Origin of the sequence: Bacillus sp. FSL W8-0640 (genome assembly GCF_038007725.1) — a bacterium.
Lineage (GTDB): Bacteria > Bacillota > Bacilli > Bacillales > Bacillaceae_G > Bacillus_A > Bacillus_A cereus.
The window spans coordinates 2407566-2423643 of sequence record NZ_JBBOXT010000001.1 but is presented as its reverse complement, the minus strand read 5'-3'; the positions used below and the strand labels follow the sequence as shown (position 1 = coordinate 2423643).

Below are 16078 nucleotides of genomic sequence, written 5' to 3'. Positions count from 1 at the left end.
GTATATATTTGTTTATAAAAAAATGATAAACTAATTTACGCATTGGAAAAATTTTATAATGATAAAAAGGGGATCACTATGAAATTACTACGTTTATTTCTCATTCTAACTCTTGTTGTATTATTAAGCGCATGTGGTAATACAGCAGTAAAAGTCACCAAGGTTCAAAAAAACGGCGAAACAACTTTAAACATTGGCTCCCTGAAAGGGTATTACGATGTACAAACGATCAAAACTGAACAAGGAAATGTACAATTTCCTTTTGATGCAACCGTTGAAGAGGGTACAATTTTATTACAAATCACTAAACGCGATAAGATCATTTACGAAGAAGAAGTCACTTCTCAAAAAGAAGGTTTACTTTCTTTTGAAGTACCAAAATCTGGATCTTATAATTTAATTGTACGCGTAAAGAACGAAAAAGAAAAAGCAAAAGGTATACAAATACATACAAAACTATAAAAAAACGGCAAGCGAATTCTAGCTTGCCGTTTTTATTTCTAACTCAATTTTCATAATATATACTTATCGATTAAACGAATTGTTTTGTGTATACTTCATCTTTATTTACATTCTATATTTAGACATTATTCTTAAAAAATCTTCTAAATAAAAATTAAGTTATGATTTCCGGAATTTTAGTTTAATTACCTAAAAAAATTCTTTATCGCTTCTAATTGAATTTTATGACTACACTCATCACAACAATATGCCCCGTTTGGTTTTTCTTTAAATCGCTTATATTTTTCACTGCCTTCGTAAACACGAAATATATTCTTACAAGAAAAGCAAACAATCTCATAAAACATCATATGCATTTTCCTCTCCTTGTTTATACACTTTTTTAATCACTTGTGAGAAGGTCATTTTTCTACAGCATAAATTTTAATATCCTTTGACTAAAAGGTTTACCTCTATTCTTATCGAATTATATTAATATCTTATAACGCGAGGTGAACATCTTGTTCAGTAATATAGAATTAGTTTTAGATGCTAAAGCAAGTTTAGCTGAAGGACCATGTTGGAATGAAAAAAAGCAACTTTTATATTGGGTTGATATTACGGAGAGAAAATTATGCATATACAATCCTACCGCTAATACGAACCGAGTAATTGCACTCAATCAACAAATCGGCTGTGTTGTTCCATATTTAGAGGATACACTACTCTTAGCTATGGAAAACGGTTTTTATTCTATTAATGTAAATACAGAAAAACTGACACATATTTTTGACCCTGAACCACATTTAATAGAAAATCGTTTCAATGATGGAAAATGTGATCCAGCTGGTCGTTTCTGGGCAGGTTCTACAGATACATACGGTATGAATGCTGCAGGTTCCTTGTATTGTTTACATCATAATTTAAGTGTAGTGTAGAGAAAAAAGTTTCACATGTAAATACATCAAATGGAATTGCTTGGTCACCTGATCATACATACTTTTACTTTATAGATACACCTACTAAAAAAGTGGTTCGCTATCAATATAATATACGTACTGGAGACATTCATAATCCAATTGATGTAATCATTTTCTCTGAAAATGATGGTCTACCTGATGGTATGACAATTGACGAAGACGGCTGTTTATGGATTGCACATTGGGGAGGTTCAAAAATAACTAGATGGAATCCCTCTACTGGAGAAAAAATATTAAGCATTCCAATTCCAGCTTTATATGTAACATCATGTACATTTGGAGGGCCTAATTTAACAGATTTATATATTACAACAGCCAGAACAAGAATGACTGATGACGAATTAAAAGAGTATCCACATGCTGGTGGTATTTTTCGAATTCAAACAAATGTTAAAGGCTGTCCCACCTATTCATTTTGCAATAAAAATATTGGAGCTGAAACAATGTGAACCGTATCGATTACATAAGACAAGAAGAAAAGAAATATCACGACCTTTGCTATGAACAATATAAACTATTTGAAATTGGCTCTTGGCTGTACAAACCGGTTAAAACAGTTATGGACTTGATGGATCACTTTGAAGGACAAAACAACTTACAAGTACTTGATCTTGGCTCTGGCGTCGGTAGAAATAGCATTCCAATTGCACAAAAGATAAGAAATACTAGCGGCACTGTTACATGTGTTGATTTACTTAATTCCGCTTTAACAAAGCTAAAAATTTATAGTAAAGAACATGATGTATTCGAGGTTATAAAAACAGAACAAGCAGCAATTGAAAACTATCATATTGACTCTAACGCTTATGATTATATCGTTGCAGTATCAAGTTTAGAACATGTCAAATCAGAAAAAGATTTTAAAAACGTGCTTCATTCTATGAAAAAAGGGACAAAAAACAGTGGTATTAATTGTTTGATTATTAACTCTAACATACAAGAAATTGATTTAAAAACGAATGAAGAATTAGAAGCTTTAATTGAAATTAATCTCCCAACCGAAGAAATGATACGTCTATTAAAAAGCATTTATAAAGGATGGAAAGAAATAAAAGTTGAAATAAAAGAATTAGCTTATAATATAGTTCGTAATGAAAGACACATTCAATTAAAAACAAATGCTATTACTTTTGCCTTTCAGAAATAATACTATAAAAGGTAAGGATATTTTCTCATATATTCATAGGAATACCCTTACCTTTTATCTTCATAATATTATTTCGTTATTAGTTTTCGTATCATCTAAAATATAATTTTCATTCGAAATACTAATCAGCTATTAATTGAATTCATTAACTGGAAGAAATATTCCGCTTCATGAGTCTCATTCAATTTATACCATGAATGAAGTGTATCTGGCGCAAATACATCTAATTTTCTCAATACCTCCATGGCAAATTCTAGAGGAGCTACACCCGATGCGGTAATAAGGTTTTCACTGGATGATACAGGTCCCTCTTTATAAAAATTTTCTCCTTTATAAGTAGGACAAATCATTTTCATATACTCTAAACTATTGCTTGTGTGATTTATAGAATCCAAGTAACCGTAATTTGCAAGACCTATAGTTGCACCGCAAATGGCAGCCACAATTGTACCAAGTTTTAAAGCCTCATCAACTTTTTGCAAAATAGGTTTATGTATTTCTTCACTCCAAGTATTCCCTCCAGGTAAAATTAATAGATCGTTACTCTCAAGGATACATTCATCTAGGGAAATATCCGGCTTTATATTCAAGCCCCCCATTGAAATAACCATTTCTTTATTTATTCCAACTGTGACTACTTTAAAAGGCGCTACATCTTTTTTAAAATATCTCCCTGTATTAAGTTCAGCAATTAAATGTCCGTACTCCCAATCAGACATCGTGTCAAATACATATAGATAGGCTTTTCTTGTTTGCATTCAATAACACTCCATTCATATACTACAGTTTTAATTACAAAAATTGCTCTTTTCAGTTTAACATTTTATTCAACATTTATGGTTTAAAATTCCAAATAAAAGAGCACTTGTTTCCGCAAGTGCTCTTTTTGGGGATTTTGAGATATCCTATTAAAGAAAGTTAAGGTTACTTAAAGTTAATAGGTACTTCTATTATATGCTTGTCCTTTTTATTTGTGCATAATCAATATATAAACATCTTTAATAATTCTTAATAACTTTTAATTATAGTTCTCTCTTACATTTTATCGTTAAAAAATTAATTGGAGGTTTATTTGCCATGTTCTTATTTGGTTCATCAATTTCCGAAACTTGTACTAATCCATATTGATTAAAATCTTTTTTTATAGATTCAGAATCATAGAAGAACATTTTTACACCTTCCATTATCTCATAATAATCTTTATCCAACTGTTTTCCTTTTCCGTACATGGGAGCTTTTTTAGAAACAGTTGTAAAAACCATATATCCGCCTGGTTTTAACTGATTATAACAATCTTCAATAAAATTCTCTCTTTCCTGTCCATTCAACAAATGAAGAAGTGCATGACTAAATATCCCATCATACAGTTTATTATCAAAAGGCATTTCGTTTACTGAACCGTGATACATACTAACATCTTCTAGTCCGTTTTCTCTTGCTAAATCGATCGCTGTTTTCGAAATTTCAATACCTGTTACATTTATACCATTATCGATAAAAACCTTTGCATTTCTTCCATAACCAATACCCGGAACTAATATATCCTTAACGTTCTTTTCAATAAAAAAATCTTTTGTCAAAATTGCAGATTCTGTAGGTTCCAATCCCCACATCGTTTGTTTTTCAATAAAACTTGATTCCCAAAATTCCATTATGTTTCTATCTCCTTATTCTTATCTCATGTTTAATATCACATGAAAGACCTATTCATTTTAACGCTGCTTTTTTCACCACAGTCACTATAGCTCCATTGAATATAGCATATTAATAAGCCTATATCTAATTTAAAGATTGGCTGAATATCTATTCTAAATATTAACTTTTACATTTAGAAAAAATAAAAAATGCCAATAATTCAATTGTATATTGGCATTTCACATAAGAAATTATCTTTTTATATTGTACCGATCTAATACTTTTTCTAACATTTCTAAAGTTATTGGTTCTGCTTCTTTTATTAATCGATAACCAATACGCCCATTCGGTTCCGCTGTAACTTGCTGTAAACTCTTTACATCATGGATCCCTTTTTCTCTTAATTGCATATATAGTTGTTGCTCCGACATTTTTGCCTGCATCAAATTCTCTTTTACAATCTCTCCGTTTTCAACAATTATAATGCTACTTCCATTTAGAAATTGTTCCACCTTCTTTGATTTCAATTCAAAGAAATGAATAATAAGTAGTATGCTTGCAAATATGATGGCCGCAAATATAGATGGGACTACTTTTCTACTTAATACAGGTTCTACAATAATACGGCCGATTGATACAACTATAATGATTTCAGCTCTTGTCATTTGGCTGACAGATGCACTACCTGTCATTTTCAAGACAATTATTCCAGTAAAAGTTAATATAATACTTTCCCAAATTATATTCATAATAACCCAATCCTTTAATGGTGTATTTTACTATCATTCCCATTAAAGTTGTGTTTTACTTACCTATTAAGTTGTTAAATCCTTCAGACCATGATGGAAATAAAGGTATCCAACCATACTCTTTACGTGCCTTATTATTGGAAGCTCCTCTTTCCCAACTATTTTTCCCATCTTGAACTTTAGGCTTAGGTGCCCCTATCCCTGCTGCATATATTGGTAACCATTCTTTACTAGTTGCTGGATAATTATCTACAATATTTACGATTCCTGAAGGCCAATTAAGGGCTAGCATAGTAGCTCTTGCAGCATCTTCGACATGTATAAACGAGCTTATCCCGTCTGATGCGATAATCTCATTATTACGAACTTGATTTGCTATTAATCCGTTTTCCGCATACCATGTTCCTGGTCCATATAATGTGCCATAACGAAGTATAACCGATTCAGGTAACTCAGTAACAGCTTCTTCTAATTTTAATATGCCATTAACAGTGACTTGCCGAGGCGCGGAAGCAGTAATATGTAGTGAATCTTTTTCAGTCGCAAATATATCCCCTGGTTCATACGCCCATGAAATACTTTGAGCGATTATTTTCTGTACCCCTACATTTTTAGCTGCATCGACAAGGTTACGAGTGCCTTTTGTTCTAATTTTTGCATTATCCTCAAAATTCCATGATGACAATGACGTTAATTGATGAATAACTATATCGGGATTTGTTTCTTCTAATACAGAAAATACAGCCTCTCTATTAAATACATCAGCTATTACTGGTATGGCACCAACCTTTTTCATTGCTTCTACTTGCGAAGTAGTACGGATCATCGCAAACACCGTGTGCCCATTTTTTATTAACAGTGGTAATAAAGAACGTCCTATTACACCAGTTGCACCTGCTACAAATATTTTCATATATGTTCCTCCTCATTTAGTAATCATAAATGTGACGAAACATTTGTGAGGTATGTGACAATTATTTAATCTGTGTATTCATTTTCATGTAAATGTGAATTAAAATCCCAATATCCCTGGAGGTGACAAGGATTTATGAATATTCATATTTATACACTTACGCAATACAGAGCTACACTATATAGTAATTAAACACTAATAAAACCTATTTTTTTCTCAGAACCTCCTCATTTGTACACTCTTTTTTTATTTTCAATTAACGTTTAAATAAAAAAACGTATAATCCGCATCATTGCCAATTTTCATATATTAAATGCCTACTTCATATAGTAATAAATAATGATAAAAGAAAACAGAGGGTGGTTGTATATGACAATGACGGATATTTATAACTTTATGATTAAACATGGACGTATGCCACACTTCCACGATGAATTTCCGTTAATTTTATTCTGGAGCCAAAAAAGTGGCTGCACTTCACTAGCAAATTGGTTCTTTTATCAAATTGGATTATATGAAGAAGCGATTAATTACGATCCGTTTATTCATAACTACGAGTATGATATATACAAAAATTCTTTTTTTTACTATATACAAGTAGCTACAGAATTAAGGCTTAAACAAAAACACGCGTACAAACTTGTTAGAAACCCTTATAAACGAGCTGTCAGTTCTTTCTTATCACTCCTTTCACCACCCCATATAGAACATCCGGAATGGAGACCTATTCGTCAATTTCTGTACAGGGATGAGAATTGTAATAAGAAAATCTCCTTTAAACTTTATCTATATTATTTAAAATCTTTTGATTCTAATTCAGACATAATAAACCCGCACTATGCTCCACAATATATACAAGATGAAGAACGTTTTGTAACTAATTATATCTACCTAGAAAACTATTCTAAGGAAATCGCGAAACTAGAAGATCAATATAGATTAAAAAAATCTCCTTTAGATTTATTGGAAAAATCATGGCACCATCAGAACGACTATGCTATTTTTAAAGGGGACTACGCAGACGCTAACATAATAGACCCCTTATTTCCACGGCTCCCAACATATGATAGTTTTTATGACGCCGAAACTACTCAATTAGTTGAAGACATATTTAAAACAGATTTTACCATATACAAATACCCCTTTACGCCACTTTAAAATATATAATTTCTTGAATTTATATATTCAGAATATACACGCTAATTAAATGGGATGGAGCACATATAAAAATGTGCTCTTTTATCAAGGATTTATTAAAATCTCATATTACAACCAACATAGTGAATCCGAATATTATATATTTAATGCAGAATCTTAAAGCTTTTCCTTATAATGAGTAAACTAAAAGAATCTCAATCGGTCATTCTAACTAGCCAACCATCAGTCTTAAATACAAACTTATCTCTGCCCTTCTCAATAAGTATATTATTGGGGTAGAGACAATATAAGAGATTACGAATGTGTAATCTCATCCAAATATAATCGATGTCTTTAAAATCAGAAGATGCTCATAATTTCTAATTAAAAAGAAGGAAACTTAATATTCAAAATCAGAACACTTAAAAACCAATCTTTTAAATGTAGAAGTTATAAATACTCCCCCTTTTTTCTTTATTAGAAAAATATAGATAACCTATTCTATTTCACTATTGTTTAACAGTATTATTATTCTGATAACATTTTAAGAAAAGTTGTTGCCGCCCAAATGAAATACGCAAGTTGTGTCACGATATACATCGTAATTTCAAAACCTGTAAGCTTTCTTTCCCTTTTTATTTTCTTTAAATATCTATAAAAACAAAATGAACATAAAATCAGTAAAACAATAGACATTTGATATAGATTTTCTACTAAAAGAACTGCCATTTATTTCATCACCTTTCCAATAAAGTGAAACTTTAATCAGTGGGGGGTTTGTTCATCCTCCACTGATTATCAGCCCTCACCAGTCGGGATTTAGCGGGATAAAAAATATATAGTTCAAGCATATCATTTTAACGGAAATAATTAACGAAATTTTCAAATTAAATGAACTTCCTAAGTAAAAGAAGTAACTTTTTGGAAATGTTTCAATACAATATTATGTAATTCAATACGCTCTATATAATATTAGATTAGGTTTTCTTTTACTGTACATGCTTAGGAGGAAGTTTTACATGCAATTGATTCATAACATACAAAAAAACGTTTAATAACCTATGTAACTACGATACGGTCAATTTAATACACGCTATTCAATCATTAAATATTTCACTTCATAAAATATCTCCTTTTATTACTTCACCAGTTAATCTTGAATACGGACGGAACGTTATCTATCAGTCTGAATTTGTAGAGATTTTAGTATTAAATTTCCCCAGCAAAGCAAAGACTTTTGTGCACGATCACGGAATATCTGTAGGATGTATACTAATAGTCAATGGTACGCTACAAAATATAACGTACGAAAATAATAGCGAGCGGATTGAAGAGTTTACAGAGGGAAATATTTTCACAGTAAAAAAAGATACTGTGCATAAAATGTATAACAGATTCGGCAGTAATAACTTTCCACGTATATTCCCCACCATTAAAAGATGTCCAAATATATGAATAGTCTTTAGAAGGAGGAAATATGCAAAATTTGAAAGATTACTATATAAAGAGCTTACAAGATGGTCGTAACGTTTGGCTCTATGGACGAAAAGTAGATGTAACTACAGACAAACATTTTGCAGGAACATTAAGTACCATTTCTAATTTATTTTCATTGTTTGATGATCCAATACGAAGAGATTCTGTTGGATATGTTAGCCCAAAAACGAAAGAATTTGTCCATACAGCCTTTTTAATTCCGAATTCCTATAACGAATTATTAATGAGGAGAACCGCTTTTGAAACGTGGAGTTATGCTACAGACGGTGTAATGAGTAGACTATCTGATTACGCAAGATCGAGACTTACCGGCTGGTACGTATCAAAATATTTTTATAAAAAATTCGATGTACAGTTTCCAGATAAAATTACATCTTATTATGAAGAAGCGAGAGATAATCACTTGTTCTTAAGCGTAGTTCAACGTGATCCACAAATAAATCGATCTACAGAATCAATGTTGAATACAAATGACTTAGGATTACTAAGAGTTACGAAGAAAACTTCTGACGGAATTTATTTAAGTGGTGCTAAAATGATTGGTACTGCTTCTCCTTATTCAAATGATTTATTAATCTATCCATTAGCAAAACTGACTGATACTCAAAAAGATTTAGCTCACTTTCTCATTGTGGCAGCCAATTCTCCTGGATTACATATGGTTTGTAGAGAACCATTTGCGAATACACATTCAATTACAGTTGATTCCCCTCTTAGCTCACAGTACGATGAAATGGATGCACTATTAATCTTTGATAATGTATTTGTACCATGGGAACGTGTCTTACTATATAACAACCCTGAAGCGTTATGGGCAATAAAGTCAGATATAGCTTCTAGTAGTTTAGCTTATCACCAAGCAATTGTACGATTAGTAGTAAAGCTAGAATTTATAACTGCAATTGCTTATGAAATTGCTGAATCGATTGGTGCTACTACTTATTTGCATGTTCAAGAGAAGCTTGGGGAATTAATTATGCAAATCGAAACAATTCGCGCACTTTTAATTGCTGCAGAAGTTGAAGGTACTACAAATGAAACAAAAACTTATTTGCCGAACTTTAAATATATTGAAACTGCAAGGAATCTTGGTTCCAAATATTATCCCCGTGCAATAGAAATTTTACAATTAATTGGAGCAGGTGGGTTCATTCAACTTCCTTCGAGCTCGAATGACTTCCAGAGTCCGATAGCTGATTTATTGAAAAAATACTTTAATGGAACGAATATAGATGCCGAACAACGTACAAAATTATTTAAGTTAGCCTGGGATATCATCGGAAGCCCATTAGGATCTAGACACGAATTGTACGAAAGATTTTACGCGGGAGATTCAATACGAAATACAGCTACGCAATATGTAAATTATGATAAAAATCATTTTAAAAAGATGCTAAGTAAATATTTACATTAATGAAAAAGAGCACTTTTTGCTAAGAGTGCTCTTAAAAAACATATAGTTATTCAGTTACATATATAGTTGCTCCGGCCACAACTGCTACTTTTCTCCGTAATCGTTTCATTTTATTCAACTTTTATAATTCAGCTTTATAACCTCTGGTATATGCTTCCTATCATATTTCCTCATATAGGCTTCTCCATCTGGAGTAACTAATTGTAAAACAATCTCACAACAAACCTCCTAATTCAAATTATTCTTTTCTAAACTGAAAATCCAACTGTCTTGATTGCTTGATTTCCTCAATTACTTTACGAATACCTTCTTCAATCTTATCTTCTTTTACATTCGAAACATTTAATTTTAATAGTTTTTCTTTAGGAAAATCCCTCATATAATTCTTATCAATAGTATCGACACTTATTTGAATTTCACCTAATTTTTGTATAAGTGTTTCTGTAACTATGTTTTTCTGCATTTCTAAACAAGTGTGTATTCCAAGTGTGTTTTGTCTATTATATGTAAATAATGATGAATTTTCATTTTGCACTTTTTCTAATGTTTCTGCTAGTTTTATTGATCTATTGTAGTAGGAAGAATTAATTTTACTTTTATGACGTTCAAACATACCGCTCTTTATATAAATTTCTAAAGCCGCTTGAGAAATCATCGGACTATCAATATCTAGTATTTTTTTGTATGTATAGAAAGCAGTTGCAATGGATCGTGGGATGACCGCAACTCCAACCCGTAAACCTGGAAAAATAATCTTCGAATAACTTTTCAAATATATGACATAACTACAATTATCCAAGCTATATAACGGATCTGCTTTTGAATCAGTTTCTAAATCTGCTAAATAATCATCTTCCACTATAAATACATTGTATTTCTTAGCCAATAGTGTGATTTTTTCTTTCTCATCTTTAGAATAAGACGTTCCAAGCGGATGATGATATCTCGGTATCGTATAGAAGAATTTTATTTTTCCAGTTTGAAATATTTGCTCCAATTCATTCAAATCGATACCTTCATTCGTACGTCTAATACCGATTACAGGAACTTTATTTATTTCTAGATAATCAATATATAGATGATATGTTGGCTGTTCAATTAATACAGTTTCATTTCCATTCGGAAATGGTATGGAAGTTAATATAGCAAGTGCCTGCTGAACACCTGACGTTATAAAAATATTTTCTTCTTTTGTAAAGACTTGATAATTTGCTAGTTGTTTTTGAATAACTGGTATTAAAGATGGTAACCCTTTCGGCGTTCCATATACAAACAAATCATTTTTATACGTATCAATAGCCTTATTAATACAATGTTGAAAATCTAAATATGGGAAAACATCTGGATCTGGTGCTGAGGAAGCAAAATCAATTATCTCGTTATTTTCTATGGTACTCCCAGATTTCTTAACAACGTAATATCCACTTTGAGGGACAGAATATATAATATGACGCTTTTCTAATTCATGAAGCGCACGTATAACTGTCGCCTTATTACATTCATATTGCGTAACGAGTGACCGTATAGACGGTAATTTCTTTCCTTCATTTATTTCTCCATTTTGAATCATATTTTCTATGTCGTTTAAAATATGTAAATACTTATACATATTACACCTCCTTCAGCAATTTTCTATTTAATTATATCGATTTTATATTCATATAGCATTCATTCCTCAATTAGTTAATTTTCCGATCATCTATATCGTAAATCCCAATAGCGTATGAATCATTTTCAATCCATTTCTTTACTGCTTCTGTTTTAAGTACCCCTTCAACTTCTTTTTCTATTTTCTGTCCAAGTTCTCTCGCCCTTACTTCACCATCGCTAATCTTAGTTTTTATATCAATGGTAGCAGGTTGATTCTTTTTATAATTTATTTGCTGAATACCAAACCCTTCATATCCATTCTTTCTGAATACGTCATCAAATATCTGTCCAAAAACTAACTGCCATCTTTGTTCTGCATTTACAATCTCCTGGTTTCTTTGAGATATATTTACTTTATAGGACATAATGCCTTGAATTTGCAATCTTTTATTAATTTCTTTTTTTATTTCGTTAGCATTTTCGCTATCAGCAATCTCTAAATCTACTATCCTTTCTTTTTCATCTCTTATAGCAGCACTAAAAAAAGATTCCTCCTTGACTGTCGCTGTAACAATACCCATAACTATAGAATCTTCACTTTTAGATTCTTCCATTTCAGGCTCACAAGCACACAATACAGCAATTGAAAATAAAAATACAATCAACTTCTTTCCTCTTTTCATTGCACTTCCCTCCGTAAATTTTCATTTACGATAAACTTTTACTTTCACATATAAATACCTTCTATAATTATTAAATTTAACATTATTTCACATTTTCCCCACTTAACAAGGGAATTACAATTAATAAATAGAATATCTCTATGAATAAATAAAAAGTGAGGGATATATAATGCAACGTGTAAATACGATTGATATTAGTAATGTACTACAATTGGAAAAAACTCTTTCGACTTTATTAAATAAGATGATTTCTTCAAAACTAGACCTTGAAAATTGGTTAAAAGAGCAGTCAAAAGTAATTTGGGAAATCGAAGAACAATTAAGATCACATTACATCGCCTTTCAATGTAATACGGATGATGAAGAAATAAAGGGAACTTTTGAACATGATCAACAATTTGTAAAGCCTCTTTTAAAGCGGTACCAAAATTTATTGGATAATAAATATTTAGAGTCACCTTTTCGAATGGAATTAGATTCTAACGTATATGGTTTGTTAGATGCAAAAATAAAAAATGCTCAAAAGTTATTTTGTGAGGAAAATATCGAATTAGAAATACAGGAAGACAAATTAGTCACAGAGTACTTTGAAATCACTGGAGGATTAAGTGGAATTTGGGACGGAGAAGAAAAAACGATAACAGAATTACAATCCTATTTACAAGATTCGAATCGTGACATCCGTAAAAAGGCAAAAACTATTATTTCTGAACAATTTTTATCTGTTGAAAAAGAACTCCAAAACATATTAAATCAATTAATTGAAATTCGCCATCAAAAAGCAAAAAATATTCAACTAGAGAATTATCGCGATTATATGTTCAAAAAATACGAGCGTTTTGATTATTCAGCGAAAGATTGCTATGAACTAGCCGAATCCATACGTAAGTATGTTGTGCCTCTTAAAGATAAAATAATGCTAGAGAAAAAAGAAAAACTGCAAGTTGATACGCTTCGCCCGTGGGATGTATCAGCTGTAACTCCAGATCAAAAAGTGCTTAAACCTATTGCAGATGAAAATGATTTAATTGAAAAGAGCACTCATATCTTTAATAAACTAGATGTTGAATTTTCAGCACTTTTAAATCAAATGTATAAACACGATTGTCTTGATTTAACAAGCCGCAAAGGAAAAGCAGCTGGTGGCTTTTGTGAGTACTTACCAGCTTCACAATTATCTTTTATTTTTATGAACTTAAATTATACACAAGATGATATTATCACTTTTATACATGAAATGGGTCATAGCATTCATAACGAACTCATAAAACCATTAAAATTACGACAGTATATAGAAATTCCAGCTGAAACAGCTGAACTAGCCAGTATGACAATGGAATTATTCTCGCTTAATTATTGGGATACCTTCTATACAGACAAAAAAGATTTAAAACAAGCAAAAATTAACTTCTTTAAAGATGTTATTTCATATTTACCTGTCATGCTTATTGTTGATCAATTTCAACACTGGCTGTATGAAAATCCAAGTCATACTTCTGAAGAAAGAAATGAAAAATACTTGCAACTTCAAAAACATTTTCAGTCTAGCGTCATACATATTGATGGCTATGAAAACTGGATAGCAACGAGTTGGTTACCTGTACTCCATATTTTTGAAGTACCATTTTATTATATTGAATATGCGATCGCCCAACTTGGTGCATTACAAATGTATAAACAATATAAAGAGGATCCTAAGCAAGCACTAGAAAATTATAAAAAGGCATTATCACTAGGAAGCTCGCAACCTATAAAAGAAGTGTATAATGCAGCCGGTATTCGTTTTGATTTTTCTGGTGAAACAATTAAAGAACTAATGCTATTTGTAGAAAAAGAATTAGAATTACTTGAACAAATATAAGAAGAAAACTACATCTATATTTTAGGTGTAGTTTTCTTCTTTATTTTATTAATCAGTTCTATGTACTGAGTATCTCCATATCCGATTGTAGGAAAAAGATGAAACAACTTCTTTAATAATTCTTGAGTTGATAAATCTTTATTTTTAGAAATGAATTTCATTACTGCATTATCTTCTGTTAACATTTCTAAAAATAAGTCTATAGCCTGATACATTACAGGTGGTACCTTATGGGAGGTCTTTTTATGGTTTACTAATACTTCATTGTATATAGAAGAGTAATTCCCCAATTCAAGTTCAATTTGATTTACTTTAAATTCATCCTCTCTAAAGCTATTTAAGTATACCTTCCCTTCATAAGCAGACTGTTCAAGGTGAGAAAGTATGGTAAGTAGGTTCATTTGGCAAAACATATCTTCACCAAACCATAGAACAATACATTTATACTTTTTCGTAAAAAGGTTTTCTAACGGATCTATAACCTTTTTTATATAACTTTCTACTGAACTGTTATGTCCTTCCGCTCTTGTTTTAATAAAGTCCTCATCAAAAACTTGTGTAGTAGCAGGGTTCACACACATCGCCTCATTAAATGGTGCATAATCAGAATCACCCATTAGCTTTTTATTTTTAAATTCTTCATACATAACTTGACCATTTAATATGTTAAGTACCTCTTTATCAAATAGCTCACTCTTCCTATTTCGCAACTGTTCAACCTCTATTTTTCTAGAAATATTCATATTAAACGCCCCTTCTTTATTTAAATTTAGTTTAAGAAATGATTGAATAGACATTTTGTTAAGTTGATATTCTCTTGGATTCATTCCAAAAACATTTTTACATATTCAATTTAGCCGTTCCTATTTATAGTGCGATAGAATATTCATTTGCTGGAAATGGGAATATCGTTGACTATGAACATTCTATTACAGAAGCACTATTTGAAGGCTACCAAGAGGAAAATGAACTACCAAAAGAGATGATAGACAAGTTTCCATTATTTATTAAATTAAAGGAGGAACAAGTACGGATTATGAACCTTTATAGGATGAAGATCGAAAATAAGAATACCTATATCAATATTTAAGAACGCTGTTGTTTAACTACAAGGAAACTTTGGTTAAACAACAGCATTTATTAATTTGCTGACAGCCTTTTTTATGACTTATAAATACTGATTCAATAATCTTTTCAAATACACTTCTTTTTGCGGTGATACTTTTTCAGAAAATCTAGCTGCAATAATAATAGGAGCCCATTGAAAAACTTCATCTCTTGATAAGCCGGTACGACTGCAATATATATGTAAATACATCTCAGCTAATTCTACCGAAGCTTGTGAGTACAACAAATATGTTCGAAATACATCTGCGCGAATATCACCTGAACTTGCATCTACCCAGTCTATAACTTTCACTTTCTCTTCCTTACTCAAAATCAAATTAAATGGATGGAAATCTCCATGACATAGCCTAAAATCAAATGTAATAGAATCTAATTTTTGTAATATATTCTTCTTTTTGCTTTCATCCAAATTATGTACAGATTTAATTTGACGCTCTAACCTTTTCCTCATTAACTCCATTTCATCTGTATTCACACGTATAGCATGGATCTTTTTTTGCTCATTAACACAAAGTCCGATATAACGCTCTGCCTCATTTAAATTATTAAGTAGGAGATCACCAACACTGTCCCCTTTTACGTATTCCATAATAATTGCCTGTCTATCGTGTATCTTTGTCACTTCAAATACGTTTGGAACTGGCAGCCCGCATGAATAAGCATATTTTTGTTTTTTTGCTTCATTCATAGACTCTGTATCTGGGAGGTAATCTTTAAATAATTTTACAACCTTATCATCAGTTAAATAAATTTCTGCTGTATTCCCTTTTGCAATTGGATTACCTAAAACCACTTCATTTCTCCCCTTAACATAAATTAAAATAACACCTTATACCTCTCTTTAAATTCACTATAATCCTAGCTAAAACCTTCTTCACGAATATACAAAAAACTTACCGCTTT

The 16078-nt window shown here is 31.2% G+C and carries 16 protein-coding genes and 3 pseudogenes; 8 read left to right on the top strand and 11 right to left on the bottom strand.

Annotation, left to right across the window (positions count from 1 at the left end):
- The first annotated feature begins 78 nt into the window (after nt 1-78).
- On the top strand, nt 79-462 hold the full coding sequence (locus N2V80_RS12495) for a BA_1872 family lipoprotein (protein WP_061654850.1): 384 nt from the start codon (nt 79-81) through the stop codon (nt 460-462).
- A gap of 185 nt (nt 463-647) precedes the next feature.
- Here the strand turns inward: N2V80_RS12495 and N2V80_RS12490 are convergent, their stop codons facing one another.
- The gene (locus N2V80_RS12490) at nt 648-818 is read right to left on the bottom strand and encodes a DUF2197 domain-containing protein (protein WP_000551047.1); all 171 of its coding nucleotides are present in this window, start codon (nt 816-818) and stop codon (nt 648-650) included.
- A gap of 144 nt (nt 819-962) precedes the next feature.
- Between N2V80_RS12490 and N2V80_RS12485 the strand changes: the two are divergent.
- Both N2V80_RS12485 and N2V80_RS12480 read left to right on the top strand, forming a co-directional pair.
- Nucleotides 963-1870: pseudogene (locus tag N2V80_RS12485) on the top strand (SMP-30/gluconolactonase/LRE family protein).
- On the top strand, nt 1867-2568 hold the full coding sequence (locus N2V80_RS12480; protein ID WP_061654768.1) for a class I SAM-dependent methyltransferase: 702 nt from the start codon (nt 1867-1869) through the stop codon (nt 2566-2568). Before N2V80_RS12485 ends, N2V80_RS12480 begins: the two are co-directional and overlap by 4 nt.
- A gap of 125 nt (nt 2569-2693) precedes the next feature.
- On the opposite strand, the gene N2V80_RS12475 is transcribed toward N2V80_RS12480, so the two are convergent.
- The 4 genes from N2V80_RS12475 to N2V80_RS12460 all read right to left on the bottom strand — a co-directional run bounded on the left by N2V80_RS12475 (nt 2694) and on the right by N2V80_RS12460 (nt 5865).
- Entirely contained in the window at nt 2694-3326 is a 633-nt protein-coding gene (locus N2V80_RS12475; protein WP_061654769.1) for a type 1 glutamine amidotransferase family protein, read from the bottom strand.
- 264 nt (nt 3327-3590) lie between these two features.
- Nucleotides 3591-4220 carry a class I SAM-dependent methyltransferase gene (locus tag N2V80_RS12470; protein ID WP_000397628.1) on the bottom strand — a complete coding sequence of 210 codons (630 nt, stop codon included), beginning with the start codon at nt 4218-4220 and terminating at the stop codon, nt 3591-3593.
- A 234-nt stretch (nt 4221-4454) separates the two neighbouring features.
- On the bottom strand, nt 4455-4952 hold the full coding sequence (locus N2V80_RS12465; RefSeq protein ID WP_001021697.1) for a DUF421 domain-containing protein: 498 nt from the start codon (nt 4950-4952) through the stop codon (nt 4455-4457).
- A gap of 55 nt (nt 4953-5007) precedes the next feature.
- Nucleotides 5008-5865 carry an NAD-dependent epimerase/dehydratase family protein gene (locus N2V80_RS12460; protein ID WP_061654713.1) on the bottom strand — a complete coding sequence of 286 codons (858 nt, stop codon included), beginning with the start codon at nt 5863-5865 and terminating at the stop codon, nt 5008-5010.
- A 369-nt stretch (nt 5866-6234) separates the two neighbouring features.
- On the opposite strand from N2V80_RS12460, the gene N2V80_RS12455 reads away from it, so the two are divergent.
- On the top strand, nt 6235-7023 hold the full coding sequence (locus tag N2V80_RS12455) for a sulfotransferase family 2 domain-containing protein (protein ID WP_061654712.1): 789 nt from the start codon (nt 6235-6237) through the stop codon (nt 7021-7023).
- A gap of 507 nt (nt 7024-7530) precedes the next feature.
- On the opposite strand, the gene N2V80_RS12450 is transcribed toward N2V80_RS12455, so the two are convergent.
- The gene (locus N2V80_RS12450; protein ID WP_000279697.1) at nt 7531-7731 is read right to left on the bottom strand and encodes a hypothetical protein; all 201 of its coding nucleotides are present in this window, start codon (nt 7729-7731) and stop codon (nt 7531-7533) included.
- A 290-nt stretch (nt 7732-8021) separates the two neighbouring features.
- Here N2V80_RS12450 and N2V80_RS12445 point away from each other — a divergent pair.
- Nucleotides 8022-8461: pseudogene (locus N2V80_RS12445) on the top strand (cysteine dioxygenase).
- An 18-nt stretch (nt 8462-8479) separates the two neighbouring features.
- Nucleotides 8480-9913 (top strand): 4-hydroxyphenylacetate 3-hydroxylase family protein, encoded by a 1434-nt coding sequence (locus N2V80_RS12440; protein ID WP_061654774.1) that lies wholly within the window; start codon nt 8480-8482, stop codon nt 9911-9913.
- Between the two features lie 114 nt (nt 9914-10027).
- Here the strand turns inward: N2V80_RS12440 and N2V80_RS12435 are convergent.
- The 3 genes and pseudogenes from N2V80_RS12435 to N2V80_RS12425 form a co-directional block, all read right to left on the bottom strand.
- Nucleotides 10028-10138 (bottom strand): annotated as a pseudogene (locus N2V80_RS12435) (carboxypeptidase regulatory-like domain-containing protein); the annotation flags it as partial.
- A 13-nt stretch (nt 10139-10151) separates the two neighbouring features.
- On the bottom strand, nt 10152-11522 hold the full coding sequence (locus N2V80_RS12430; RefSeq protein ID WP_098559737.1) for an aminotransferase-like domain-containing protein: 1371 nt from the start codon (nt 11520-11522) through the stop codon (nt 10152-10154).
- 70 nt (nt 11523-11592) lie between these two features.
- Entirely contained in the window at nt 11593-12186 is a 594-nt protein-coding gene (locus N2V80_RS12425; protein ID WP_061654798.1) for a DUF4030 domain-containing protein, read from the bottom strand.
- A gap of 169 nt (nt 12187-12355) precedes the next feature.
- Here N2V80_RS12425 and N2V80_RS12420 point away from each other — a divergent pair, with 169 nt between their 5' ends.
- Nucleotides 12356-14047, top strand: a complete 1692-nt coding sequence (locus tag N2V80_RS12420) for a M3 family oligoendopeptidase (protein ID WP_061654676.1) — start codon at nt 12356-12358, stop codon at nt 14045-14047.
- Nucleotides 14048-14061: 14 nt separating this feature from the next.
- Here N2V80_RS12420 and N2V80_RS12415 read toward each other — a convergent pair whose 3' ends face one another.
- The gene (locus N2V80_RS12415; protein ID WP_253859287.1) at nt 14062-14874 is read right to left on the bottom strand and encodes an AraC family transcriptional regulator; all 813 of its coding nucleotides are present in this window, start codon (nt 14872-14874) and stop codon (nt 14062-14064) included.
- Between N2V80_RS12415 and N2V80_RS12410 the strand changes: the two genes are divergently transcribed.
- Nucleotides 14865-15137, top strand: a complete 273-nt coding sequence (locus N2V80_RS12410; protein WP_061654673.1) for a hypothetical protein — start codon at nt 14865-14867, stop codon at nt 15135-15137. The two genes, N2V80_RS12415 and N2V80_RS12410, sit on opposite strands and share 10 nt — an antisense overlap.
- Nucleotides 15138-15215: 78 nt before the next feature.
- Here the strand turns inward: N2V80_RS12410 and N2V80_RS12405 are convergent, their stop codons facing one another.
- A complete protein-coding gene (locus N2V80_RS12405; RefSeq protein ID WP_061654674.1) occupies nt 15216-15968 on the bottom strand; it encodes an aminoglycoside phosphotransferase family protein in 753 nt (250 codons plus the stop codon).
- Nucleotides 15969-16078 lie beyond the last annotated feature (110 nt).

Excerpts from the sequence above, each read along its gene's own strand:
- N2V80_RS12495 (WP_061654850.1), top strand. The coding sequence starts at position 79 with ATGAAATTACTACGTTTATTTCTCATTCTAACTCTTGTTGTATTATTA.
- N2V80_RS12490 (WP_000551047.1), bottom strand. The coding sequence starts at position 818 with ATGCATATGATGTTTTATGAGATTGTTTGCTTTTCTTGTAAGAATATA.
- N2V80_RS12475 (WP_061654769.1), bottom strand. The coding sequence starts at position 3,326 with ATGCAAACAAGAAAAGCCTATCTATATGTATTTGACACGATGTCTGAT.
- N2V80_RS12470 (WP_000397628.1), bottom strand. The coding sequence starts at position 4,220 with ATGGAATTTTGGGAATCAAGTTTTATTGAAAAACAAACGATGTGGGGA.
- N2V80_RS12465 (WP_001021697.1), bottom strand. The coding sequence starts at position 4,952 with ATGAATATAATTTGGGAAAGTATTATATTAACTTTTACTGGAATAATT.
- N2V80_RS12460 (WP_061654713.1), bottom strand. The coding sequence starts at position 5,865 with ATGAAAATATTTGTAGCAGGTGCAACTGGTGTAATAGGACGTTCTTTA.
- N2V80_RS12455 (WP_061654712.1), top strand. The coding sequence starts at position 6,235 with ATGACAATGACGGATATTTATAACTTTATGATTAAACATGGACGTATG.
- N2V80_RS12450 (WP_000279697.1), bottom strand. The coding sequence starts at position 7,731 with ATGGCAGTTCTTTTAGTAGAAAATCTATATCAAATGTCTATTGTTTTA.
- N2V80_RS12440 (WP_061654774.1), top strand. The coding sequence starts at position 8,480 with ATGCAAAATTTGAAAGATTACTATATAAAGAGCTTACAAGATGGTCGT.
- N2V80_RS12430 (WP_098559737.1), bottom strand. The coding sequence starts at position 11,522 with ATGTATAAGTATTTACATATTTTAAACGACATAGAAAATATGATTCAA.
- N2V80_RS12425 (WP_061654798.1), bottom strand. The coding sequence starts at position 12,186 with ATGAAAAGAGGAAAGAAGTTGATTGTATTTTTATTTTCAATTGCTGTA.
- N2V80_RS12420 (WP_061654676.1), top strand. The coding sequence starts at position 12,356 with ATGCAACGTGTAAATACGATTGATATTAGTAATGTACTACAATTGGAA.
- N2V80_RS12415 (WP_253859287.1), bottom strand. The coding sequence starts at position 14,874 with ATGAATCCAAGAGAATATCAACTTAACAAAATGTCTATTCAATCATTT.